Below are 24,341 nucleotides of genomic sequence, written 5' to 3'. Positions count from 1 at the left end.
ATGCGCTGCTTCGCTGATGCCGTGACTCAGGAAAACCGAGCCGTATCAGCCCTTCAAAGTGTCCATTTCATGCAACTGGCCGTGCCGCACGTTTACATGTTCGAAGAACCTGAACCGTTCCTGAGGATCAGGACATCTCCGCCGAACCGATGATCCTCGTTCCTGTGCGATGACCAAGCGCGGCTTCGAGCAGAGCCTCCGCGATCCTTGTAGCGGGATTGATCTGCCAAGCCTTGGGGAGGACGGGGCCGAAAAGTTTTAGCAAGCGTAGCCACATGCTCGCCGGCACGCCGTTCGGCCCGGTCGCCGCCAATCAGCCCCGGTCGCACGAGGGTCAGTGACGGAAAGTCCAGCATAGCCAGATCCGCTTCCAGTTCGCCCTTCACCCGCGAATAGAAGAAGGGCGAATTGCGGTTGGCGCCCATGGCGGAGACGACAGCCAAGCGCGGCGTACCATGCGCCTGGCAAGCCGGGCGACGGCAAGGGGGTAGTCGTGATCGACTTCGCGAAACGCTTCACGTGAACCTGCCTTCGCGATCGTCGTCCCGAGTGTGTACACGGCCGCGTCGGCCTGCCACCAGTCGGCATCCTTTGGTAGGTCGTCGTCAGCAATTGGCGCGCTTCTATCGAAGCGGCAAATGGCGCTTAGCGAAAGTCATAAGCGGACCGACTGTTCACAGGCGTCCGCCAAACTTGTCCCAAAGGCCGGATTAAAGCGCAAAGCGGACGCAACATCTTCTCCGCAATCAGGGCAGTGAGTAACAGGGATGACTTCTATTGCTCATAAACATATGATATTGAGAGCGATAGAAACGGATGTTATCGCTCATGCCCTGGAACTGGACACAGCCTGATTGGCCGCATTTTCGCTATGACGCGTCCGCGCTCGCGGCACTGGAACAGCGATTTCTGCTCTCCTCCGGCGAAGTCATTGGCGCTGTGCGTCACATCGAACCCGACGACCGCGACCGGTTGCGCATCGAACTCTTAAGTGACGAAGCGATCAAGACGAGCGCGATCGAAGGCGAAACATTGGACCGCTTGAGCGTTCAGTCATCACTGCGGCGGCAACTCGGCCTGGACACGGACCGGCGTTCGGTGCAACCACGTGAACACGGGATCGCAGAAATGACGGTCGACGTTTATGGCACCTATGCCCTGCCGCTTGATGACGCCACTTTGTTTCGGTGGCATACCATGTTGATGGCAGGCAGCCGACATTTGGAGAGTATTGGTGCTTATCGCAGCCATTCCGACGCTATGCAGATCGTCTCTGGCCAGTTGGACCGTCCGACGATTCATTTCGAGGCGCCGCCATCAGCGCAGGTACCAGACGAAATGCACCAGTTCATATCGTGGTTCAACGCAAGCGCTCTTAATGGCAGTACACCACTCCCCGCGCTTACTCGCGCCGGCCTTAGCCATTTGTGGTTCGAAAGCATCCATCCGTTCGAGGACGGCAATGGGCGGCTTGGTCGCGCACTGGCCGAGAAAGCGCTCGCCCAATCGCTTGGGCAGCCGAGCCTGATTATGCTCAGTTTTACCATCGAACAGCAACGGAAGGCCTATTACGATCAGCTGGAAATCCATCAGCGAACCCTCGACGTCACTAAATGGTTGGTGTGGTTTTCCCAAACTGTGCTGACGGCTCAACAAACGACGCTGGATCGCGTCGCCTTCTACATCGCCAAGGCGCATTTCTACGACCGGTTCAGGGGAACGTTCAATCCCCGTCAGGAGAAAGTCATTGCGCGTCTGTTCGAGGCAGGACCGGAGGGTTTTATCGGTGGCCTCAGTGCCGACAACTATCTGGCCATAACAAAGACCTCACGCGCAACCGCCACCCGCGATTTGCAGGATCTGGTCGACAAGGGCGCATTGACGCGCAGTGGTCAGCTTCGATTCACTCGATATGAGTTGAACTGGCGAGCACATTAATCAAGGCAAACTATTGGAAACGTATGACTATTATTGCTATATGAAACTGAATTATCCTTTTGCTTTCGTTACCATGACGTTAACCATACGGGTTTTTAACATCTGATAAGTATCGCTTATCGAAGGTTATTTGACCAATGCATTGACCAACCTGCGGAAAAGCGCTACAACAGCCCTGAAGAAACGATATTTGCTGCCACCTGATTAACAGCCGGAGGATCTGGCCATGACTGTAACCGTGAAAGTTGCCGAAGCCAAAACGCATCTTTCAGACTTGCTGGCGCGGGTTGAAGCGGGCGAAGAGGTGATCATTTCGCGTGGCAACACACCCATTGCGCGCCTCGTTGCGCTAGATGAACGGCGTCAGCGCCTGGCCGCAATTGAAGCCGTACGGGCTTTCCGGGCCCAGGCGCAACCTGTCACTCAGGATGAAATCCGCTCATGGATTGAAGAAGGGCGCCGCTACTGATGGCTTTTATTGTCGACGCCTCAGTAGCCGGTGCCTGGCTGCTGCCTGATGAAGATCATCCATTCGCCACCGAGATGATGAACCAGTTGGCCGATGAAGACGCGGTTGCGCCGGAACTTCTGCAGCATGAAATCCGCAGCATTCTGCTGAGCGCTGAAAAGCGCGGTCGTATCGCTGAGGACATGGTGTACACAGCCCTGACGCGTTTTCGCGCCCTGCCGCTGCGTCTTGTAACGCGCAGTGAGGATTCAGAAGTTATTCGGGTCGCGCGACGCCACCAGCTTAGTGCTTACGATGCCGCTTATCTGGCGCTCGCCCTGACAGAAAGCCTGCCGCTGGCTACGCTGGATCGCAAACTGGCTGCCGCCGCCCGAGCGGAAAAGGCCATTGTTCTAGGCCCACTCGCCCATGATCACTGAGAGTGATCAATCCAGAACACTATTGCGCGCTGAAGCACTCGACACGATTGCCGCCGTTTTGCCGATGAACCGGCGCGACATGCTGGCTGGCATTTTGACGGATGAGGATGTCGAGACGCTCCGCCATCTGGTCCATGAAGGCATGGGGGAAAACACGCTGCGCGCACTGACCTCGGATCTTGCCTATCTCGAAGCCTGGTCAATGGCTGCCACCGGCAATCCCCTTCCCTTCCCGGCGCCGGAAGCCCTGTTGCTGAAATTCGTCGCGCATCACTTATGGCGGCCGCAGCAACGTGAGATCGAACCTGATCACGGCATGCCAACCGACGTGGAAGGGGAATTGCGCCAACAAGGCTTTCTGCGCGTGTCGGGACCGCATGCGCCGGCAACGGTCCGCCGTCGTCTCGCCAACTGGTCGACGCTCACCCGCTGGCGGGGTCTGGAGGGATCGTTTTCATCACCGTCCGTCAAATCGGCCATCCGGCTTGCGGTGCGCGCCCTGAACCGGCCGCGCAGCCGCAAGAGTGCCCATGCGATTACCGGCGATATTCTGGGCAAGCTGCTGGCAACCTGTTCCGGCGACGATCTAACCGCATTGCGGGATCGGGCCATCCTGATGGTAGCCTTTGCTTCGGGCGGGCGCAGGCGCAGCGAAGTCGCCGGCTTGCGAGTAGAACAGCTTGTCAAACAGGTACCTGTCACCGATGAAGACGGCCTTCCCCTCCCCTCGCTCGGCATCCATCTTGGTCGCACCAAAACCAGTGGTGTCGATCACGATGAAATCGTCTATCTGACCGGCCGACCCGTCGAAGCCCTCACCCGCTGGCTGGAAGCAGCCAGGATCGACAAGGGCAGCGTGTTTCGAAAAGTCGATCGCTGGGGCAATGTGTCCACGCGAGCGCTCGAACCAAGCGCCGTCAACCGGATCGTCAAACAGCGGGTGCAAATGGCAGGGCTTGAACCGAGGGAGTTTTCAGCGCACGGGTTACGCTCCGGCTATCTCACCGAAGCCGCCAATCGTGGCATTCCGCTCCCGGAAGCGATGGAACAATCGCGTCATCGCTCCGTACAGCAGGCGTCCGACTATTATAACAACGCCAAGCGGCGCAGCGGGCGCGCGTCGCGGCTATTGAGTTGATCACCTCCTGCCTCGCTTCGTCTTTTCTGCTGACAGCTGATAAGAGACTGATCAACGGGTAACGAGATTTTCAACTATTGGCGGGCAGTCACTGGCTGAAGATCAAATCGCTCCCGCTCGCGCCCTTCCAACCCAGTCGAGGCGTGCCGCATTTTTCATTGAATGTCTGAGTGTACTTTGTAACGACACAGTCTGCCGCAGAAATTTGATTTCTTTGTCCCGAGCTTACACAACCAGCCCCAACTACCATTATTAAAACAAGTATCACAGTTTTGATAGACTTTATTACCATTTATATAACTCTTACTCTGTTTTTCCGAATTCGTACATTGAAGCGCCATCTCGGCATTTGAACGCCTTGAATAGGCTCACATTCTTTAGTGTTGACGATTTATACAACATATGTGAGCTTTTACTCACATTGTCTACTCGCATTAGGAAATCGAGAATATGGCCAAGCTCAACGCTACAAATCCCAGAAAAGCTGCCTCGCAAGAGAGGTCGAGAATGACCGTCGAGGCGATACTGGATGCCACTGCTCGCGTTTTGGTGCGCGATGGATATGCGCGGGCCAGCACAAATCGCGTCGCTGCAGTAGCGGGAGTGAGCATTGGATCGCTCTACCAGTATTTTCCCAATAAGGAGTCGCTTGTGGCTGCGCTCGTCGCAAGGCACAATCGTGAAATTCTGGCTCTGCTGGAAAATGCCATGCAGGAATGCGCGTCAGACGACCTGAATAGTGGCATGCGGGAGCTCATTCGCGCGATGATTGCTGCGCACCGGGTTAATCCTGAGCTCCACCGCATCTTGAAAGAAGAAGTTCCCCGTATTGGAAAACTTGCCGAGGTGGAAGCCATCCGAAAGGACACGCTCCATCTGGTTCGGCATTATCTGGAGAAATGCAAGGACGACGTTCAGCTCAATGACCTCGATACGGCTGCGTTTATATGCGTAACGACAGTGGAGACGTTGACCCATGCCATCGTTCTCAATGACTGCGGCCACTCCCTCTCGGACGAGGCCGATATTGTCGAGCACATCACCCGGATGATTGCTGGATATCTGGGCACTGCACCAATACCTATCCGTGCTATTTTGAAAGAAGCCGCCTGATCTCAAAGGTTCAAGATGTGCTCCAACCGCCGCAACGACTATTTCTGGAGCCGGTGCCCTCATAAAATGGGGCGTGGGCACGCTTTATCTTGATCGAACCAATACCTATTCCGGTGGCACAACTATCTCACAAGGAACAGTCGTGGCCAACCGCGCCACGGACGAGAGCATCGACACGTTTGGTAATGACGCAATCACTCTCAATGGCGGAACCTTGCACGCGGCGGTTGACGGCGCGACCATAAACAGTACCGCGCAACCCTGCCGCCTGGCTGATGCATGTGGCGAAGTACCTCGCGCTAGACCGGCAGCGTCGCACCACGCTGATCGACGGCGAGCATCGCGAACCGGCAATCGACCTCACGGAACTGGTACAGGCCGATCCCAATATCGAAGCCAGGCTTGATGAAGTCATTGACGATGACCTGTTGCCCCGTTGCCCGCCGAGCAGCGCCCGGCTCTTGGGCGGTTTATCGATACCGGAAGTGGCGCACGCCTTTTTCGTATCTGAAGCCACCGTCGTTCAACGCATCGACAGCTGTCTTCGAAACCCCTCAGGGCCGTGAACGACGGCAGCGGCATTCCACCGTGCTGGAAGTGGTTTGTCTAATTTTCAACGAGGGTTATATGGCAAGCGAATGCGCACACTGGCTGGTGCGGATCTTTGCCATGAAGCGCTGCGCCTCGGGCGCCCGCTTGCGGCATTGATGCCAAACAAGCCCGATGTCCACGGTCTTGCCGTCCCTATGGAATGGTAGGCATCGCGCTTTGCCCCCCGCTCCGACAAGGCAGGAAACCCGATCCTCCTGCTGGTCAGGATCGCAGCCGCCGCACTGGTCGCAGATCCGGAGCGGCCCAGACGGCCTGAACCGCGCCATGGCCGTCACCCCGGCGCCTATCAACTTCAGGCGATGATCGCATCTTGCCAGCGCGCGCGCCTCCCGCCGAGACCGAATGGATCGCCTTTGCCGCTTGTTATCAGGCGCTGGCGCTCGTTGCGCGATCCCCATTGTTGAACTGACCGGCGATGCGCGCGAACGGGCCCTGCTTCTGGCCCACGCTATCGCAACCAGTTCATAACGCTTGGGACGTCCTGGTTGTTCTTGCGTCAGGCATTTCCGGAGCTGTTGTCTCGATCGAACAGCGACAAACTACAACAGACCTTCGATACATTAAACGAGCGGATTGGTTTTAGTTTTAGTAGTACACCGTAACGTTGAGGTTCGAACGCTTTCACGGTACCCACAGTTTCGATTTCAAAACATGCCCCCTCTTCCAAGCTGATTAGATTTTCCCGCCAACCCGAGACGCCCCTTTCCACATCACCTGCAGAGGATAATTCGCAGGCACCAGGCGGGAATGGCCATGTCGGTTACGATGATGTCCCGGTTGCGGTGTGCAGAACGGAGTTCGTTAGCGTATTCGTCAACTCAAAGCATGTTGAGATCTGTTTGCTTTCATCAACGACAAGAGCATTTGCGCGATGGAGAACTCCCCTACTCGTGCTTTGTGGGTTAGAGAACGCAAATAACCGCCGGCTGATCCGATTTCTCTTATGCGCTGTAGAATGCCGGCAATTGTCGCTGACAGTCCTTCAACGCCCATGACCTGACAGGCTTCATGATAGGCTGATCGCGTGATGCCGAGGAAAGCTGAAACAGTTCTCGTTGCTTCAATTAAATCACGCCAAGACGTAATGCCGGTTGGTTTGTAATCCTTGATGTCAGGACATGCTCTGAGCACCGTATCGAGGGAGATCTGTTTCGTGGGGTCGGGTTTGCTGGTTTTAATCGTGGTCTCGGTGAATGATGAAGAAGACGCCTTCAAATCATTCATTTTTATATTTTGAGATTCAAAATGGGATTCAGGCAGGGATTCAATATGATGCCGCTCATTTTGGTTGTGATTGGTGCTCATTTCCTCAATATTGTTCATCTGAATCAACGCTTTATCAATTTCTGCCCGTAATGCGGTCAGCTTGTCTAGAATGTCTTGAAGTTCTGTCGTTGAAGCACGGCGGGGGATGGCGTCAACGATCACGCGAAAGCGCAAATGAACATTCTGCCAGAAGCTGGATGGAGAATCAGCCAGTGCTGCGTTGATCATTTGGGTGAGGTCTCGTCGTTGCAAGGTGATCTGTTCACGCTTACGTTTGAGGAGCGCTGCGTCGGCCTGTATTCGCTTGGCGGCTTGCGAGATTTCCTCTGCACGATAGAGAAGCGGCGCTAGTGAAAAGCCAAAAGCTTCTTCTACCTGTCCGGCCTCGTTTTTATACGCATAGCGCTTGCCATTGGGACTATCGCGTCGCGCAATCAGGCCGCTCTCGATGAGAGTAGCAATATGACGACGAACAGTCGATTCCGGCATCCCATGCGCTCGCAAGGAGAGCTGACGATTGGAAGGAAAAACAACAAGTCCGTTTTTGACGGTGATTTCATTCTCGGGAAGAAACGACAGCAACGAGCTTATCACCGCCAGACAGCGATCGTTGATCCCGAACACTGACTTGGCAATGCAAAGCTCTTTATAGATCGCCCAACGGTTGACCGTCTTGCCATCTAATTTGGTTGGTGACGAAGGCTTCAATTGGCCAAACGCCATCCTTCGCCCACGAAATGTGGACGTTATTGACTCCAGAATTTGCATTTCCTCTTACCTTTTTTTCAGGCAAAAGAAATTCAGCCGCCATAATGACGTTATGACTCTTGACACTGATTCATGGAAATGCGATTCTCTGAGTGCTTAAATCTGAGGAAGGCTTCCATGCGGCAACGTTTTGGGGGCCTTTTTCTTTTGCGTTTTAGTCTCCTGGGTTATGTATCGGTTAGATCGAGTGCTGAAGGCTTACGCTTCCCAGGCTATTTGGGTGCTTCGCTGGCCTTATATTCAGCATAGAGCTCTTCAAGTCGCGACTGGATAAAGTCGGCAAATTGCGGAGCCGCCTTGTCATTGAAGGTGAACTGTACATTTTTGCCAGCTCGTTTGATGGAGACAGGCTGAATACCGTCACCGAGAACAGGTGATAGAACAGCATTCTTTTGACGCTTATCCTTCGACGCTGACAATTTGAGCGCATCGAATACGAATTGAAATCGATCGTCTGAAGGCAACGTGGAAAAGCCAGCGCTACCTATGGCGTCCGTTGCGACAGCTTCGCCGACAGTTGTCAAAAGGCCAACGAACTCCTCCCAGCGCGTACGCCCGATGGATGGTGCACGGCCAATCTTGCGGATGATCTCTTCGGGAATCGACTTAATGATCGTTATCATCTTGGACAGGATGGCTTTATCAATGCCGGTGGACTGATAAAGCGTTTCTCGCGAATAGCCCTGCCCCTCCAAAATATAGGCAAAGAAAGCCTTTTCGATGAAGGAGAGGTTTGAACGCGTATTGTTTTCCTGGCCCTGATGAATAACCAGTTCTTCATCGGTGAGTTGTTTGACAACCGCTCTGACCTTGATGCCGAGCGCTTTAATCGCTGCGACGCGCCGATGGCCATAAGCGATCTGAAACCGATCCGCATTCTGTGGGTGAGGGCGCACCAGAATTGGCACCAGCTGCCCGCTGTCGCGGATCTGCTCAATGAGCTTTGTTTGGTCCTCATCGTCAAATCCCAGACGATCGGAGACGAACGAACTGTCAATCAGATCGGGATCAAGTTCGACGATGGTTTGACCAGTTGAAAGCTGACGTTCGATTTCATCGGCGCGGGCGGACCGTTCGTTGATCTTTTCAAGAGACTGCGAAATTGCGCCAAGCGCCGCTGGACGATTTGCACGGTCTCGATCCAAACCTGCAAGCGGCCTCGCCTGCTCGAAGGACGCATGTGTGGAGCGATCGTCAGTTTTCTGCGATGGCTCGGTCTGTTCAGAAAAGTCGAAAATATTCTTGCGGGCCATGGTTAGTTACGCCCCCAGGTCTGGCGAATTAGGTCTTCAATCTCAGCGTTGACAGATGTCAACGATTCCAGCGCGCGATCATAAGTACCGCGGGAGAATGCAGAACGATCAACTTCATAAAGGGTCTGTTTTGTCAGGCCCGCGTCGGAAATAGCGGTCGATTTCAGCATCGGGGTTTCAAGAACACGGTTGCCAAATATCGAGCGCATGAAGCCTGCCATCTGATTTTGTGGCGCGTCGTTAGGCTCATAGCGGGTGATCAGATAACGCATCCAGTCATATTGCGTATTCCCACCAGCGCGCTCAACAACAGCGAGGAGGTCGGACGTCATATGCAGAAACTGGTTCATCGACATAACATCAAGCATCTGTGGGTGGACGGTGATTAAAACCGATGTGGCCGCGCACAAGGCGGACAGGGTCAGGAAGCCCATCTGCGGCGGGCAATCAATCACAACGACATCGTAAAGATCTTCGACTACCGCAAGGCAACTGCCGATGCGTGAGAAGAACATGGCTTCATTCTTCTGCTCAGCCAGAACCTTGGGCGTTTCGTGCTCAAATTCCATGAGCTCGAGATTGCCCGGAATGACATGCAATCCCGGCGTATAGGTCGATCGGACAATATCCGTAATCTCACGTCGTTCCGCATCATAGCGAATGGCGCCATACAGCGTATCATTGACGCGCACGTCAAGCTCAGGCTGATGGCCGAACATCGCCGAAAGTGAGGCTTGCGGATCGAGATCAATGGCCAGAACCCGATATCCGCGCAAAGCCAGATACTGGGCGAGGTGGGCCGACGTAGTGGTTTTTGCAGAGCCACCCTTAAAGTTCATGACCGAAATGATCTGCAACTTCTCGCCGTTGCGACGATGACGGATATATTTGCCGTGCGTCTTGGGAGAGTTGTCATCCAGCAATTGCCGAATGGCGTGGATGTCCTGAATGGAATACATCCGCCGACCATTGCTCTGGGGCGCTGGTCCGTGGCCTTCCGATACGATCTGCCGGAGGTAGCCTTCCGCCACGCCTATAAAAGATGCAGCTTCCGCGGGCGTGAATGAGCGAATCGATTTCTGCGCTGTTGGCGGAAAAATGCGCATTTGATGCGCCTGAAGTCGCTTCGACAGCTCTTCAGCGTCGGCTTCAATCAAAGACTGAAGGCTGCTATGAGGTTGCGGAGATGCTGTCGGGTTTTGGTGCATGGCTCGTCCTTATCAGCGCATATTCAGTAAAACGTAACAAATATGCGCTGACAAAGATGCCCCGATTCTGTCTTCACCGCAATTTGTTTTTAGTTAATGAATAGTTAACATCAAGCAAAGCAATTATCGGGACTAAACGATTTTACTGACGAGCAATCTGGTGGTAATTTAATCTTCCGTCATGTGTTGTTTACGTTGACAGCTGTCAATGTTGCCGGAAATGCGCTGACAACTGGGTCTGACGCAGATTGGTGAAGAATAAATCTGTCTAGAGCCGAGCCGGCATTTCTGAAAAACTCACGAGATTGCCAGGATTTCAATTTCATTGTTGCCCAAAATGACGATATCGCCAAGTGATTTACCGCTGACGGATCGTGCCAGCGGCGAAACGAACGATATCGTGCCAGACTTCGGATTAGCTTCGTCCTCGCCGACTATCTGATAAGTTTGGCGCGCCCCGCCATCCCTGCTGATAGATATAACGCAGCCGAAACCAACATTCGATGGATATTGTGGTGTTGGTACGAGCTGCGCTGAATGAAGGTGGGCTGCATAGTATCGGAGATCACGCAATGGATGAGCGGTCTGCCGGCGGCGTTCTGAGATGTCTTCGATCGAATTTGCGACTTCATACGCATCTCGCGCCTTCTGAAGCTCCTCCTGCAGCAGTAGCAAGCCCTTCTCTGTCACAAGATTGGGGTGAGGCGAGATTTCACGATCTGGCAATATCGTTTCCGAAGCTGCTTCTGCGCTCTCTTCTTTGGCGAAGGCGACACTCATAGGAAAACTCCTGCCAGTTGTTGAAGGCGATGATAACCGATTCTTACTTAGCCCACAGCATGAAGACTTGGACCTACGATCAGGGTCGAATGCCCATGCCGGACGATTCCGGTGCGTTATTCATGTCGTAATAGGGCTCTCACATATGGATGGAATGCGGTGAAAGTGCTGTTATGGGTGGCAAAGAGTTGTTTGCGCTGACGCGTTGACAGCTGTCAATTTCAGTTTCGATTGAATATGGCGGGCGTGGGCAATAACGAAACGAGCGCAGTCGTACGCACGAGTAAAACGTTTGCAGTTTCAAACAATTTTTTAGTTATACTAACGTGTCTCCAAGCATGAATAATTTGTCTCGCCGTCATCTCAAGGCCGACCGTGAGGTTGCCGACTTTACTGTTGGGCCGTTTGCTGCGGTCATATAATTGAATTGACGGGGCGCATCGACTGATATTGCGGATCGTAGGAGTATTGCTGGACTGGGCGAGAATATCGAATAACTACACGGGTTGAGGTTGCCCTCAGTCTCACAGGTTGTACACGGCATTCCAACCCAGCGCGCAAAACGAGACGCGCATGAATGAGTGTTTATAAAGGTACTGGGGGCGATGGATTGCGATGAAATCAAGCTATTGAAATTATGGTGAAAAATTTCGCAAACAAAAGCTAAGTGGATCTTAAATTTAGCTCGAGCGATTGTCTGTTTTTAATTTTTTTTGGAGGAGTGTTCCAGTTCGAACTTTGCCGCGTGAGCCAGGGCGTAACGCAGCATTCGATACGCAACTCTATAACTGATTGACACCAAAAAATCTACAGCTGTGTTTGCGCAAAGACCCAAAGAATCTCTTTTCGACCGGCTAAAAGGCATCAGACGTGCTGGGCCCCTCATGTGCGAACGGCTCCAGCGAAAACCTTATAGCGATCATTTCCGGACTGTTTCAGTGCGGAATGTTGGGATGCTCGGGTGGAAGATGATCCCCGATAATGTGGGAAACCGCATTCGATAGGTGTCGTAGTGCGATACCAACAATGGCGTAATGTTCAGCCCATAATCGTCGATTAGCCTAGGCGACCTTGTATATTGGTGATGTTCCTCTGACGGCGCGCATAACCTACCCCTTTAACAAACAGAACGGAGTTTCCGATCCCAGCATTTCCGTTTCAGGAATGCTGGTCTCGAGTGCTCAAGCCCGGGTGATTGGCTTTGCTTTCGCCGGCTGGTTTGTGGGGGATGTGCGTTGATTGCGTATTTGGTCGGATTAATTGGAGAGCGAGTTGAACAGGCGCCTGTGGTTCGGACAGGACTGGCCTCTTGGAAGAATAGCCCGGCGTCGGTCATAAATCTCGACATAACCAAGGCGGTCTTGTTAGTCGCAGCCGGTCTCGCCCTCACAGCGCCGGCAGACGCCCAGACTGCTTGCACGTCGTCGCCATGCACGGGCGCTACGGTTGTTGACGCGAACTCAGCCGACTATTTCTCCAACATATCCGGTTCCACCTGGCTGTTTCGGGATACAAGCCTGCTCAACGCGACAGCAACCAGTGCTATTAGCGGTGGTACGCAAGCATTCTATAATTCGAGTGCGCTGAACGCCACCGCGATGAACTCCATTATTGGCGGATCGCAATATTTCAACGACCTCAGCAGTCTCGATGCGTCACAATCATTCGCCATTGCCGGCGGCGGGCAGAGCTTCTACGACACCAGCACGCTAAATGCATCGGCGACAAATGCGATTAGTGGCGGCTTTCAGTATTTCAACGCCAGCAGCAGGCTGGACGTAACAACGGCAGGCGGCCTCAGTGGCGGGCAGCAGGTTTTTTATGACACCAGCGCGTTGAACGCCGCGACAGCGAACGCCATCGTTGGCGGTTCGCAGTTTTTCAATGGCAGCAGTCATCTAAATGCGACCGCATCAAGCGCAGTCAACGGTGGAACGCAGAGTTTTTACATTAATAGCCTCATGGCGTTGACAGCTGCCAACGCGCTGAGCGGTGGTGAGCAATATTTCAATGACAACAGCGTGTTGGATGCTGGCGTGGGCGAAGCGGTCGGTGGCGGCGCGCAACATTTCTACAATCTCAGTGTCTTGAATGCGTCGGCGGCCAATGCTGTCAACGGTGGCGCTCGGGAGTTTCACGATAGCAGCGTTTTCAACGTTTCCGCCACCAGCGGTCTGAGCGGTGGCGCTCAGACCCTCTATGGCAATAGCACGCTTAATGTTCTGGCCACCAATGCTGTGACGTCAGGTGTTGGCGTCAATTTCGACAATCTGCCGGGTGGCGTTGGGGGAACCATCAAACTCAATGGGTTTAGTACAACCGTCGGCGCTATCAACAGTATTGGCGCAGGCGCTGGTCTCGTTGAAAATGGCGCGGCGACAAGCAGTGTCTTGACCATTGACGGTTCGTCTGTCGGCCCGTCACAATTTTCCGGCGTGATTCAAGATGGCGGCAGCGGTCGGCTGGCTCTGCAACTCAACAGCGGCGTGCTGACGCTTGGTGGTATCAACAGTTTTTCAGGCGGCACGACGATAGCGGGGGGCGTGTTGCAGGTGTTGCGCGATGATAATCTCGGCGATCCGACCGGTGGCCTGATTTTCAACGGCGGCGCATTGGCGACGACGGCGAGTTTCCAGACGAGCCGGTCGATCACGCTTACGCAGGCCGGAATTTTCGATGTGCTGGATAATACCGACCTCACCGTGAACGGTGTCATATCGGGACAGGATGATCTCGTGAAGGTGGGGGCAGGGACGCTTCAACTCACAAATAGCGGTAATAGCTATCGCAACACGGTCATTGAGGCGGGTCGTCTCGTCGGCAATTCGGAAACGATTGCGGGCAATATCGCAAATGCGGGTGTCGTCGTTTTCGCGCAGGCAGCTGATGGCAATTTTGCCGGAAATATAGCGGGCGCAAGCGGGGTTGCCGGAACGATGATCAAGGAAGGATCTGGCAGCCTTATCTTGAGTGGCGCGTCAGATCTCAACTGGATCGTACAGGAAGGCGACCTGACTTCCAGCGCGGAACGTTTCTCCGGCGATGTCTCTATTGCTGCCGCGGCCGCATTTACATTCGATCAGGTGACCAGCGCGCAGTTTACCGGTCTGTTGACGGGTGAGGGGACTTTCATCAAGGCTGGACCTGGAACGCTCGCCTATAACGGCGAAAGCCCCGGATTTGCGGGCATGACCAAAGTGTCCGCAGGCGGCTTGATTGTCGGATCGGATGATAGTCACAGCAATGCGGTTTTGGGTGGCTCCTTCATTATAGGAGACGGTGCCTTGGTTGGTGGGCATGGCTCCATCGGTTCGGGCAGTGGGTCGCTGGTCGACATTTTGACTGGCGCAACTTTGTCGTCTGGCAATTCGATTGGTACGTTGACAATCAACGGAGACCTGACGCTTCAAAGTGGATCGACTTTCGCCGTTGATATTGCAGGCGCTGGCATGAGCGATCTGACGCATGTGACCGGCGCAACCACGATTTTGGGCGGAAATGTCAGCGTGACCGCCCTTGATCCTGCCACCAGGTATCAAAGCGGACAGACCTATACGATCCTCACCTCGGATGGCGGAATAAACGGCGCTTTTGAGGATACAGTATCGAAGTCGGCCTTTATCAATGCAAACGAGACCTATGATCTCAACAACGTTAATCTGACAATTGCTGTCAAAAATGTCGGTCAGACGGATGGGGGAGGTGTCGACCCGACCTCGGGCACACCGCCACCGGCGCTCTTCGCAACTGTTTCGGAAACGAGGAACCAGATCGCGACGGCAAAGGCGCTGGATACGCTGCAGCAGTCGGGGCCATCTCTCGAACTTTACAACAGATTGTTGATGCTCAGCGCAGACGAGGCGCGATCTGCTTTTAACCTTCTGTCCGGCGAAGCCTATGCTTCAACGAAAGCAGCACTCATCGAAGGAAGCGCCGTTATTCGCGACGCCATGAACAGTCGTTTGCGATCAACCGAGAGCTTCGTGCTGTCGCCCTCCGCAACTCTACTTTCCTATGGTCCCGAGAGTGGCTCGACTGCCGCCAGGCCGGACGCGTTTGCGGCGATAACATCCACGGCTCGCGAGCAAAATTATAACTCCTGGATTCAGGGCTATGGTAACTGGGCTTCAATCGACGGCAACGGAAACACTGCGGGGCTTGACTACAATACCGGCGGCTTCGTTGCGGGAGTAGACGGTACAGTATTCGATAATTGGCGTCTTGGATTGCTGGCGGGCTATAGCCGGACAACATTCGATGTGGATGGGCGCGCATCCTCGGGGCAAAGCGATAATTATACATTGGGCGCCTATGCCGGTTCGTCCTGGAAACTGAACAATGGCAATGCAATCGCCTTCCGCACCGGGCTTGCCTATACTTGGCACGAAATCGAGCTCGACCGATCTGACATTTTTCCGGGCTTTTCCGATAGTCTGAACAGCGATTATCACGCCAGCACGTTTCAGGCTTTTGGCGAACTTGCCTATCAATGGGGCAGGGAAGACACGCCTTTGGAAGCGTTTGCCAATCTTGCTTATGTGCATCACCGCACGGATGGCTTCAATGAAGCGGGAAGAACGGCGGCGCGGCTCTCTGTCGATAGCGATACGATGGACACAGCTTTCACGACCATCGGCTTGCGGGCGTCACGACATTTCATGCTGGGCAATGTATCGGCCAATGCGCACGGGTCTATTGGCTGGCGTCACGCCTATGGCGATATCGACACAGGTTCGACGAACAGTTTCATCGGGTCATCCGCCTTCACGGTTTACGGAGCGCCCATCGCGAAGGACGCCGCGCTCATCGAGGCTGGCCTGAACTTCAATCTTTCCCGCAGCGCCAAGCTTGGGGTCAATTATACCGGCCAGATTGGTTCTCACGCCTATCAACAGGGTGTAAACGCCGTGCTTAGGGTGAGGTTTTGACCGGGGCGGAAATCGCGGCGGCAATTGCTTTGCGCAGCTCATCGACATCGATGGGCTTATGCAGCATGAGTGCCCCGCTGGCATTGACCTCCCTCAATCGCGCGGGAGAGGTATCTCCGGTGACGATAATCGCCGGCAAAGGTCGGCCGACCACCGAGCGCAGTGTTTGAATGGCGTCGAGCCCGGTAACGCCACCGCCCAGCCGATAGTCGGCAATGATCAAATCGACCGGCGCGTCCCCACTCTCCAGGGCTGCCGCATAGGATGCCTGGGCCTCGGTGACTGAGCGCCCCGGATAAATCCGGTGTCCATCAAGGTGAAGCAGTTGCTCCATGGCGTCGATAACATCTTTCTCGTCATCAATGACGATGACGCCGAGCGCGGTTTCCACTTCGAGCGGCAGATGCCCTGGCGGGTTTGCGTGGTCTTCGTCGCGGGTTTGGGGAACCGTGAGCGAGAACATTGAGCCTCGGCCCGGAATGGACACGAGTTTCAACGGATGTCCCAGCAGCATGGCTGTGCGCCGGACTATGGCGAGCCCTAGTCCCAGACCTTGCGACCGGTCGCGCGCCGGATTTTGCAGTTGGACAAACTCCTCGAAAATCTTCGCCTGTTGATCGGTTGGAATACCGGGGCCGGTATCGAAGACCTGAATTTCGATCGCATCGCCGCGTCTGCGACAGCCAAGGAGGATGCGACCTTGCTTGGTGTATCGAAAAGCATTCGATAGAAAGTTGTTCAGGATGCGTTTGAGCATCATCGGATCGCTGTCGACATAAAGATCGCTCTCGACAACATGCCACTGAAGTCCGCGTTGCTCAGCTTCCAGCGCAAATTCGTCATGCAGGTCGTGAAATAGTACCGACAGAGAAACCGGTTCGTTCACCACCGTTACAATGCCCGCGTCGAGACGCGAAATATCGAGCAGCTCGTTTAAAAGTCCGCTCAGATCGTGGACGACGGATTTTGCCTTTCCGGCGAGATCGCGTGCATCGCTGGATGCAACATTGCCGCGCTGCCCCAAGACTCCGAGCGTAGATATCAGCAGGCTCAATGCGTGGATCGGTTGGCGAAGATCGTGGCTTGCCGCCGCCAGAAAACGTGTCTTGGCCCTGTCGGCGCGCTGCGCCCGGTCCGTCTCCTCCTGCAAATGCTCGACCAGATTTTCGTTTTCCAGTCGCAGGCGAATGGTCTCGTGCAGCATGCGATAGGTGATCCGGCAATAATAGAAATTGATGGCGACAAGCGAAGCGAGCAGAAACAGGAAGGCGCCAGAAATTTCGCTTTCGCTGGTGATGCAACGCACCGCTATCGGTATGACCGTCGCGATGATTGACCCGACCAGCGCTGGTGGAAAGGCCGAGAGCGAAGGCACCGTGCCACAGACAAGTCCGGTCAGGACGATGACGGTGAAGGACAGAACGATTGGCGCTTCCGGCAGAAATCCCGCCCATCCCAGCCCGCCCCACAACAGACCAGATATCCAGGAAAAGCTCGCGGCAAGCCACGCCCAGCGCCGAATGGACTGCGCGTCTCTTTGGCGGCTAAAGAATTGGCGTGATGCGAAAACACGGATTGCGGTCAGCAAATAAAGCGCGCCAAGCCATCCGGCGATCCAACTCGTCGGCACAGCATTTTTCAGAACATAGATCGCACCGAGAGAAATAACAACGTTCGAGATAATGACGCCATAGGAATTTCGGTACAAAAGCTCCGTGAGAGCCTGACGTATCCTGTCTTCCTGCATCCGTCCTCCCAATATGTTGCATTGTCGTCTGTTGCGCAGTGATATACTTAAATTATTGATCGATCAGTAACTTGCCGCCAATAAGTTGTGATTTGAACGATTTGCGCCAATGGGCGCCAATGCAAGGTGAATGATAGTCGGATGACCCGTCCTCTTACCGCCATTCTTGCCGACGACCACGCTATCGTGCGTCAGGGGCTGAAGCTTCTGGTTTCCGTGATGGACGGCATCTCCGTCATCGCGGAAGCCAATGATGGAACGTCCGTTATGGAGCATGTGCGCAGTGCAGGGGCCGATCTGCTCATTCTAGACCTTGGCATGCCAGGGGTCGCCGGAATTCAATTCATCTCGGAAATAAAAGCTGTTGCGCCTAGACTGAAAATATTGATCTTGACCGCGAATGTTGAGCCCAGAACAATTCGCGCCGCGATGGAAGCCGGGGCCAGCGCCTATCTGACAAAGGACGGCGATCCGGAAGAAATCGGCGCCGCCATCGAAGCTGTCAGAAATGGCAAGACCTATCTGGCCCAGTCCATCCGTTTTGCGATCACGGGGGCGATGGGCAGCAGCAGCTCTGAGCCCGCGCCGGATATTCTGTCGCCGATCCCGCTGACGCGCCGCGAACGTCAAATTCTGGCGCTGGTCGCGCAGGGTCTGACAGCGCGGGATGTAGCGACGCGACTGGGGATCAGTCCGCTGACCGCACGCAAGCATCGCGAAAACCTGATGCGGAAGCTTAATCTCCATAGTTCTGCCGAGCTGACGGCCTATGCCGTTCGCCTCGGATTGCCGACCACGTAACGGGCACATCGCCGGAGATTTGCTGGGGTCAGCTAGCTTCCGAGCGCCACAGCAATCCCCACGATCATTGGTCCCATGAGGGGCAGGAGAACATTGGAAATCGCATAGGTGACCGTGTATCCGATGACCGGCGTCGAATTCCCGGTCTGGGACACAAGTGCGCTGATCGTTGGCGTACTGCAATGCTGACCGGCGATCGCGCCAAGAAGAATTGGCGTCTCGATTTTCATCAGTTTCGCGCCGACAAAAAGTGACACGAGAGCCGGAACGAAGGAAACGATCAGGCCAAGGATCGGCAGGATCAGTCCGTATTGGAGGACAAGATCGATCGCCTCAGGTCCGGCGCCTAACCCGATGGCGGCGATGAATGTCGCCAGTCCGAAATCTTTCGCAAATTCAGCGGCAGGAACCGGAAACCCGCCGCGCGCCGGATTTCGCATGTTGAGCCAACCGAAGACAAGCCCGGCGATCAAGGCGCCGCCGCCTGACCCTAACGTCAGCTCCCAGCCGCGAATATTGAGAGAGAAGTTGCCCAGCAGAAGACCGGCGACGATCCCCAGTCCGAGAAAGACAAAATCTGTGCTGGCGACTCTGGGCAATGGCTTGCCCAATGCATGCATCGCGCGCGTGACCACCTCTTCCTGTCCATAAAGCGTCAGAACATCTCCTTCATGGAGAACCGTACCGGGCAGAGCCGGGATATTCTGCCCTAACCGGCGGATATTCGATATGAACACGCCACGCCGCAGCTCTGGTGACGCCGAATGGCGCAACTGGCGAATTTGACGCCCAAATGCGTCAGCCCGGATGAGAACCACTTCACGGGTAACGAGCGCCAGACTGGTGCCGTCCGGCACGGGAACTTCGTCTCCAAATGAATCCTGAATGGCGATAACCGCGTTACGGCGTCCGTGTACAATGACAATGTCATCCGGCTTCAAAAGGAACGCAGGGTCTGTTTGAACAATTTTCTTATGTCGGCGCACACGTTCAATCGTGACAGTCCAGTTCCAGCCTTTCTCCAAATCGCCAACCGTCAGTCCGCCGAGGGAGCCAGCCCTGAAAGCACGGGCGACGAACATAGGTAACCCCTCGACCTGATCGTCGTCCTCATCCTCCGAACCCAGTTTTCTGGCGAGCGCCTGCGCTTCGGTTTTGAGATCGACCTTCAAAAGTATCGGCGCAAGCTGGGTCGTGAACACCACGATCGCCAAAAGCCCGAACAGATAGGTGAGGCTGTAAGCGGTGGCGACATTGGCCTGCAATTGTTCAATCTCTTCTGGCGAGATGGGCAGACGGGAAATCGTTTGTGACGCTGTGCCGATGACCGCGGATTCCGTCGCGGACCCTGCGAAAAGGCCGGTTGCCGTTCCGATATCGAGCTTGAACAGAATGATCGCAATCGAAACCAGCAAAGTGACGCATACAACTTCGATGATGGAAAAAATTCCATACCGCCACCCACCTCGAATATTGGCGAAAAACTGAGGTCCCGCCGTAAATCCGAGAGCGTAGATGAAAAGAGTGAAGGCGCTGTCCTTCAGGTCCGGCGAAATGCGGACGCCAAGTTGCCCGATTGCTAGCGCCGCCAGCAATGTCCCGCAAACCCCGCCCAATCGAACCGGGCCAATGCGCAAGCGGCCGATGAGGTAGCCTATTGCAAGGGAAGCAAATAGCGCCACCACAGGGTCAGTGAGAAAATACAACGCGGACCCCCAGGCTTGCAAACTTATATTTTATTGCTGACGCATAACTAATATAATAATTCAGTTTTTCTGTCTGTCCAGATTCTTGAAAGTGCTTTTATAGCAATTTTTTAGATGATTACTTGGAATTGGCCGCCTTGCGTTTCCTGATACCGCCGTCCGGCGTTGTCGGAAACAGGACGCATATCCGTAAAGGTTAATTCAGCGGTAGCTCGTTCTGAATTGGAACAACCAATTATTATTTATCTATTGAATTGATATTCGGTCGGATTTAGTTTCATATTCCGTTAATGAAAGAATGATTATTATTTAATTGAATAATATTACATTTAGTTAAATTAGCTACGCGTAAGATATCGGTAAAAATTATATTGTGGCGGTCTGTTCGAGCGGCTGATCAATAACAGGTTTCGGGATAGAATATGGAAAAGCGACCGCTGACACTGACGATTAATGGTGTCACAGTCGGACCCGTTGACGTTCCGCTCGGAATGCCGATGATCGACTTTCTGCACGAATATCTCGACCTGACGGGCACGCATTTTGGCTGCGGTCAGGGCATCTGCCATGCCTGTACAGTTATCGAGGTCAAGCCTGATGGCGCCAAGACCGAAAGCCGCACATGCATCTATGATGCACATTTTTTTGCCGGCAAATCGATCCTCACCATTGAGGGCCACGCGCAGCGCGACAGTGACGGTAGTATTCTCAGCCTGACACCGGTGCAGCAGGCTTTCATCGATCATTTTTCCTTTCAGTGCGGCTATTGCACGCCGGGGTTCGTTGCAGGCGCGACCGTTTTTATCGAACAGCTGAAACGACAGCCGGTAAAGCGTGCTGAGCCTGAACGGCGAAGGCATACCTAATGTCGCGCCCGCCATGAAAGGCAACGGCATAGTTGCGCTGGATAAACCGAACGCGCTGATCAGCGCCGTTTTGAACGGTATTGCCACTCAGGCATTCACCAACCAGCAGCGCATGTACGCCATGCCGGCCTTCGCCGACGCGATGGACGAGAGCGAGATTGCCGCGCTGGTTAGCTGGATGCGGGCGCAGTGGGGCGGGCGCGGGGGCCATCCTGTTACTGCCGGGCTGGTCAAAGCGTTCCAGCGCTCTGTCCGATAATTCGTAGAACTGATTTGACCGCATCTTGGACGACATCCCTGCACGGTCAATTAAGGAGATAGATACATGGCTGCCGGACTGTCACGCCGTGATTTCATCAAATTGGGTACGTTCGCGGGCATATCCGTTCTCTTCGCGCGTCTTCCGGCTGCTCAAGCGCTGGAGGTGCAATCGGGGCCGTCGACTGCGGACTGGCTGGACGCTGACGGCAAGGCGCGCCATCGCTGGGACGCCATACGAAAAGTGACCGGCGGGAAAACCTTTGCCCGCGATTATCGCGCCCGGGATATTCCCGGCTGGACGAGGGATCAGGGGCACGCTTTCTTCATAAAGGCGACAAAAGCAGACCGCACCTTTGAGGGCTAGACCTGTCGTTGCTGGGAAAAGAACTCCAGCATGACCGTCTGGTGATGCATGAGGATCTGGAGCGGGACGGCATCCGCATTCCGCAAGTGTCTGATCTTGCTGAAGAGTTTTTCGGCAAGAATTTCCTCGTTCCGAAGGGCGAAACACCGCTTTTGCTTGGCCATTCGGTGGCGCTGCTTGTTTACGACGATTTCGAGCGGTTTGAACTGGCGAAGCGTATGCTGCGCTTTGAAGCGAATGTCGTCCGCTATGGCGCTGAGACCGGCTTCAAGTCGCCGAAAAATTACGGCGCAGCGCGTTATGTGCGCATTGGCGGAGGAACCCCGACATCGCCTTCGGTCTATTCATCCTTTCAGGATGCGACGATCTACGGCAATTTTGATGGCAACGACGTGGTCTGGCCGGATGAAAGCAAAACGGGCCTGTTCGTTCCGCGCTCCGTGCAGACCAGGCACCGGGGCGGAGGCGCGCGCGATCCTGAACAGGTGGCGCGCGAGACTTACGAGCCCATGCGCCGGGGAATGAATGCGGCGCATCAACTTGGCGCAGAGATTGACGCGGCGCGGAAGAACCCAGACAAGATCGTGCTTGACCGCAAGGCGTTTTCCCAGTCGATCGATCCTTCGGCGCTGGAAGCGGACAATGGCAATGCATGGTACGATGCGCAAACGCGGACGCTGCATATCATCGCTGCCGTGCAATCGCCTTACGATGCGGCGCGCTTCGCAGCCATGATCGTCAAGGGCAACAAGACCTTTCCGGTCGATGAGATCAAGCTCCAGATCGGCACAACGGTCGGCTATGGCTCGAAAGACCATTCGATTTTCCCGCTTTACTGCGTGATGGCGGCGTTTTACGGCGGTGGCAAAGCCGTGCGTCTTGCCAATGATCGCTATGAGCAGTTCCAGATGGGCCTCAAGCGCCATTCGTTCCATATGGATGTCTCGCTTGTCGCCGACCGCAAGACGGGCCAGTTCGAAATCATGAAAGGGCACTATGTCGCCAATGGAGGCGGACGGGCCAACTATTCCTTCTCCGTCGCGCAAGTCGCCGCAACGGCGGCGCAATCGATCTATTATCTGCCGAAATCGGACTTCAGTTCGGTCGCGCTGGCGAGCCAGGCCGTGGAGGCAGGTTCCATGCGCGGCTATGGCGCGCTTCAGGTCATGTCGGTGACTGAACTTATGGTTGATGAACTGGCAAATGAACTTGCCATCGACGCCATTGAGCTTCGTCGCCGCAACGCCACCAAGGCGGGCTACCTGAACACGCAAGGCGCTCAGCCGCTTGGCGATCCGCGCAATATCGAAATGCTCGACAAGGCGGCCAGCAATCCGCTTTGGACCAATCGCAAACAGGCCAAGAAGGATTATGACGCGGCGCATCCGGGCCGCCTTTACGGCATCGGCTTTGCGCAGGTGCAGAAGGATTACGGCACGGGGGCTGACACCTCCGCGCTTGCGCTGGAATTCGACGCGCAGGGGCGGCTGACCATGCGGCATTGCGTGCTGGAAATTGGCACCGGAGCGACAACGGCGCAACAGGTTCTGGCGCGCGACATCATCGGCAAAGTGCCGGATGACGTGGAATTCGGCGTGACGGATTTTCCGCAGCTTCCGATAACCAGCACCGTTTCGCCCTATACCATGACGCAGGCGCAGCAGGACGAGGCCGAGAAGAACCCTTACTGGGTCCCTGCCACTTTGCCAGCGATGAGTGCCTCCAACAGCGCGTATTTTCTAAGCTTCGGCACCCGGCAGGCCGCGCAGTTCCTGCTGGAACACACCATTTGGCCTGCGGCGCGGACCATCTGGAGCGAAGGGCCAGCCGACGGACAAATATCGGCTGGTGACGTCACTTTCGCCGATATCCGTATAGTCCCGGGCGGTGTGGGCGGCGGCAGTATGGAAACGCTTTCCTTTGGGCGCATCGCCCGCAAGGCGCACGAACTGGGCTTGATCACAGGGGTGGCGCTTCATTGTTTCAGTCGCTGGGAATGGGCGACCGCTCAGTTCACCGTTCCCGGCGCAGGCATGCGCGAGCTTGCCATCGACGCTTTGGCGGTGGGCTATGGTGATGGCGCTCTCGCCGAGGCGAAACGGCGGATGACCACGGGTGGTTATGAATATATCAAACGCAGCAAGGTCAATTTCCCGCCGGTGCAGCGCGTCAATGCGGGCGTGACGACCCATGCGCCAGCGTCCTGCATTGTGGAACTCAACGTCAACACCTTTACGGGTGCGGTTGAGATCATGCAGCATCACAGCATTCTCGATCCCGGCAAGATCATCGTGCCCGAACTGGTATCGGGCCAGCAGCAGGGTGGCCTCGCCATGGGCATCGGCCACGCGCTTATGGAGGAACTGCCACTTTACGATGATGGTCCGGGCGACGGAACATGGAATTTCAATCGCTATACATTGCCGAGATCGAAAGACGTCGCCGTATGGAAACAGAGCGCGGACTATCTGACGCCGCTTTCTGATACTTCGCCGCCAAAGGGCATTGCCGAGGTCGTGACGATCCCGATCATTCCGGCCATTGGAAACGCCATAGCGCATGCCACGGGCAAGCGGTTCTATGAACTTCCGATCGCACCTGAAAAGATCAAGCGAGCACTTGGTTAGAGCAACTTAGACAAGTCGATAAAAAACGGCCGAGCGGTTCTCACAAACCTTCAGTGGAGCAAGTCGAGGAATTGTTG

19 protein-coding genes and 1 pseudogene are annotated in these 24,341 nt (G+C 54.9%); 13 read left to right on the top strand and 7 right to left on the bottom strand.

The features are described 5' to 3' along the window. Window positions 1–92 precede the first annotated feature (92 nt). Window positions 93–443 carry a hypothetical protein gene (locus QLQ11_RS20565; protein WP_124915751.1) on the bottom strand — a complete coding sequence of 117 codons (351 nt, stop codon included), beginning with the start codon at window positions 441–443 and terminating at the stop codon, window positions 93–95. A gap of 385 nt (window positions 444–828) precedes the next feature. On the opposite strand from QLQ11_RS20565, the gene QLQ11_RS20560 reads away from it, so the two are divergent. From QLQ11_RS20560 to QLQ11_RS20530, 7 genes and pseudogenes are all read left to right on the top strand, one after another. Further along, on the top strand, window positions 829–1,938 hold the full coding sequence (locus tag QLQ11_RS20560) for a Fic family protein (protein WP_124915752.1): 1,110 nt from the start codon (window positions 829–831) through the stop codon (window positions 1,936–1,938). A 226-nt stretch (window positions 1,939–2,164) separates the two neighbouring features. Beyond that, window positions 2,165–2,407 carry a type II toxin-antitoxin system Phd/YefM family antitoxin gene (locus QLQ11_RS20555; protein WP_112807412.1) on the top strand — a complete coding sequence of 81 codons (243 nt, stop codon included), beginning with the start codon at window positions 2,165–2,167 and terminating at the stop codon, window positions 2,405–2,407. Next, on the top strand, window positions 2,407–2,826 hold the full coding sequence (locus tag QLQ11_RS20550; protein ID WP_124915753.1) for a type II toxin-antitoxin system VapC family toxin: 420 nt from the start codon (window positions 2,407–2,409) through the stop codon (window positions 2,824–2,826). Before QLQ11_RS20555 ends, QLQ11_RS20550 begins: the two co-directional genes overlap by 1 nt. Further along, window positions 2,816–3,964: a site-specific integrase gene (locus tag QLQ11_RS20545; protein WP_124915754.1), complete on the top strand. Its 1,149-nt coding sequence runs from the start codon at window positions 2,816–2,818 to the stop codon at window positions 3,962–3,964. The genes QLQ11_RS20550 and QLQ11_RS20545 overlap by 11 nt, the downstream gene beginning before the upstream one ends. Before the next feature lie 450 nt (window positions 3,965–4,414). Next, on the top strand, window positions 4,415–5,077 hold the full coding sequence (locus tag QLQ11_RS20540) for a TetR/AcrR family transcriptional regulator (RefSeq protein WP_235942866.1): 663 nt from the start codon (window positions 4,415–4,417) through the stop codon (window positions 5,075–5,077). Between the two features lie 40 nt (window positions 5,078–5,117). Continuing rightward, a pseudogene (locus QLQ11_RS20535) lies at window positions 5,118–5,216 on the top strand (autotransporter-associated beta strand repeat-containing protein); the annotation flags it as partial. A 142-nt stretch (window positions 5,217–5,358) separates the two neighbouring features. Continuing rightward, window positions 5,359–5,643, top strand: a complete 285-nt coding sequence (locus QLQ11_RS20530) for a hypothetical protein (RefSeq protein ID WP_124915755.1) — start codon at window positions 5,359–5,361, stop codon at window positions 5,641–5,643. Window positions 5,644–6,502: 859 nt separating this feature from the next. Here the strand turns inward: QLQ11_RS20530 and repC are convergent. From repC to greA, 4 genes are all read right to left on the bottom strand, one after another. Continuing rightward, window positions 6,503–7,723, bottom strand: coding sequence for a plasmid replication protein RepC (repC, locus tag QLQ11_RS20525; protein WP_283735590.1), 1,221 nt, complete (start codon window positions 7,721–7,723; stop codon window positions 6,503–6,505). A 212-nt stretch (window positions 7,724–7,935) separates the two neighbouring features. Then, entirely contained in the window at window positions 7,936–8,976 is a 1,041-nt protein-coding gene (repB, locus tag QLQ11_RS20520) for a plasmid partitioning protein RepB (RefSeq protein WP_109365579.1), read from the bottom strand. A gap of 2 nt (window positions 8,977–8,978) precedes the next feature. Then, on the bottom strand, window positions 8,979–10,184 hold the full coding sequence (gene repA, locus QLQ11_RS20515; RefSeq protein WP_109365580.1) for a plasmid partitioning protein RepA: 1,206 nt from the start codon (window positions 10,182–10,184) through the stop codon (window positions 8,979–8,981). A gap of 297 nt (window positions 10,185–10,481) precedes the next feature. Beyond that, entirely contained in the window at window positions 10,482–10,964 is a 483-nt protein-coding gene (greA, locus tag QLQ11_RS20510) for a transcription elongation factor GreA (protein ID WP_283735591.1), read from the bottom strand. Between the two features lie 1,361 nt (window positions 10,965–12,325). On the opposite strand from greA, the gene QLQ11_RS20505 reads away from it, so the two are divergent. Further along, window positions 12,326–15,892 carry an autotransporter domain-containing protein gene (locus QLQ11_RS20505; RefSeq protein WP_283735592.1) on the top strand — a complete coding sequence of 1,189 codons (3,567 nt, stop codon included), beginning with the start codon at window positions 12,326–12,328 and terminating at the stop codon, window positions 15,890–15,892. Here QLQ11_RS20505 and QLQ11_RS20500 read toward each other — a convergent pair. Continuing rightward, window positions 15,876–17,639 carry a hybrid sensor histidine kinase/response regulator gene (locus QLQ11_RS20500; RefSeq protein ID WP_124915760.1) on the bottom strand — a complete coding sequence of 588 codons (1,764 nt, stop codon included), beginning with the start codon at window positions 17,637–17,639 and terminating at the stop codon, window positions 15,876–15,878. The genes QLQ11_RS20505 and QLQ11_RS20500 overlap by 17 nt on opposite strands. A gap of 141 nt (window positions 17,640–17,780) precedes the next feature. Between QLQ11_RS20500 and QLQ11_RS20495 the strand changes: the two genes are divergently transcribed. After that, on the top strand, window positions 17,781–18,440 hold the full coding sequence (locus QLQ11_RS20495; RefSeq protein WP_124915761.1) for a response regulator transcription factor: 660 nt from the start codon (window positions 17,781–17,783) through the stop codon (window positions 18,438–18,440). A gap of 32 nt (window positions 18,441–18,472) precedes the next feature. On the opposite strand, the gene aspT is transcribed toward QLQ11_RS20495, so the two are convergent. After that, window positions 18,473–20,146 (bottom strand): aspartate-alanine antiporter, encoded by a 1,674-nt coding sequence (gene aspT / locus QLQ11_RS20490; protein WP_124915762.1) that lies wholly within the window; start codon window positions 20,144–20,146, stop codon window positions 18,473–18,475. Window positions 20,147–20,568: 422 nt separating this feature from the next. Here aspT and QLQ11_RS20485 point away from each other — a divergent pair, with 422 nt between their 5' ends. From QLQ11_RS20485 to QLQ11_RS20470, 4 genes are all read left to right on the top strand, one after another. After that, the gene (locus tag QLQ11_RS20485) at window positions 20,569–21,012 is read left to right on the top strand and encodes a (2Fe-2S)-binding protein (protein WP_109365585.1); all 444 of its coding nucleotides are present in this window, start codon (window positions 20,569–20,571) and stop codon (window positions 21,010–21,012) included. A 13-nt stretch (window positions 21,013–21,025) separates the two neighbouring features. Further along, the gene (locus tag QLQ11_RS20480) at window positions 21,026–21,271 is read left to right on the top strand and encodes a cytochrome c (protein WP_109365586.1); all 246 of its coding nucleotides are present in this window, start codon (window positions 21,026–21,028) and stop codon (window positions 21,269–21,271) included. 66 nt (window positions 21,272–21,337) lie between these two features. Continuing rightward, entirely contained in the window at window positions 21,338–21,637 is a 300-nt protein-coding gene (locus QLQ11_RS20475; RefSeq protein WP_235859065.1) for a hypothetical protein, read from the top strand. A gap of 8 nt (window positions 21,638–21,645) precedes the next feature. After that, complete coding sequence (locus tag QLQ11_RS20470) at window positions 21,646–24,264, top strand: xanthine dehydrogenase family protein molybdopterin-binding subunit (RefSeq protein ID WP_283735593.1); 2,619 nt, start codon at window positions 21,646–21,648, stop codon at window positions 24,262–24,264. Window positions 24,265–24,341 lie beyond the last annotated feature (77 nt).

The sequence above is a fragment of the Ochrobactrum sp. SSR genome, assembly GCF_030067775.1.
Classification (GTDB): Bacteria; Pseudomonadota; Alphaproteobacteria; order Rhizobiales; family Rhizobiaceae; genus Brucella; species Brucella teleogrylli.
Note: the sequence above shows the minus strand (reverse complement) of the source record. Positions and strands in the feature narration are given on the sequence as shown.

What these genes read in the sequence shown, in the direction of transcription:
- QLQ11_RS20560 (WP_124915752.1), top strand. Translation starts at nt 829, where the DNA reads ATGCCCTGGAACTGGACACAGCCTGATTGGCCGCATTTTCGCTATGAC.
- QLQ11_RS20555 (WP_112807412.1), top strand. Translation starts at nt 2,165, where the DNA reads ATGACTGTAACCGTGAAAGTTGCCGAAGCCAAAACGCATCTTTCAGAC.
- QLQ11_RS20550 (WP_124915753.1), top strand. Translation starts at nt 2,407, where the DNA reads ATGGCTTTTATTGTCGACGCCTCAGTAGCCGGTGCCTGGCTGCTGCCT.
- QLQ11_RS20545 (WP_124915754.1), top strand. Translation starts at nt 2,816, where the DNA reads ATGATCACTGAGAGTGATCAATCCAGAACACTATTGCGCGCTGAAGCA.
- QLQ11_RS20540 (WP_235942866.1), top strand. Translation starts at nt 4,415, where the DNA reads ATGGCCAAGCTCAACGCTACAAATCCCAGAAAAGCTGCCTCGCAAGAG.
- repC (WP_283735590.1), bottom strand. Translation starts at nt 7,723, where the DNA reads ATGCAAATTCTGGAGTCAATAACGTCCACATTTCGTGGGCGAAGGATG.
- repB (WP_109365579.1), bottom strand. Translation starts at nt 8,976, where the DNA reads ATGGCCCGCAAGAATATTTTCGACTTTTCTGAACAGACCGAGCCATCG.
- repA (WP_109365580.1), bottom strand. Translation starts at nt 10,184, where the DNA reads ATGCACCAAAACCCGACAGCATCTCCGCAACCTCATAGCAGCCTTCAG.
- greA (WP_283735591.1), bottom strand. Translation starts at nt 10,964, where the DNA reads ATGAGTGTCGCCTTCGCCAAAGAAGAGAGCGCAGAAGCAGCTTCGGAA.
- QLQ11_RS20500 (WP_124915760.1), bottom strand. Translation starts at nt 17,639, where the DNA reads ATGCAGGAAGACAGGATACGTCAGGCTCTCACGGAGCTTTTGTACCGA.
- QLQ11_RS20495 (WP_124915761.1), top strand. Translation starts at nt 17,781, where the DNA reads ATGACCCGTCCTCTTACCGCCATTCTTGCCGACGACCACGCTATCGTG.
- QLQ11_RS20485 (WP_109365585.1), top strand. Translation starts at nt 20,569, where the DNA reads ATGGAAAAGCGACCGCTGACACTGACGATTAATGGTGTCACAGTCGGA.
- QLQ11_RS20480 (WP_109365586.1), top strand. Translation starts at nt 21,026, where the DNA reads ATGAAAGGCAACGGCATAGTTGCGCTGGATAAACCGAACGCGCTGATC.
- QLQ11_RS20475 (WP_235859065.1), top strand. Translation starts at nt 21,338, where the DNA reads ATGGCTGCCGGACTGTCACGCCGTGATTTCATCAAATTGGGTACGTTC.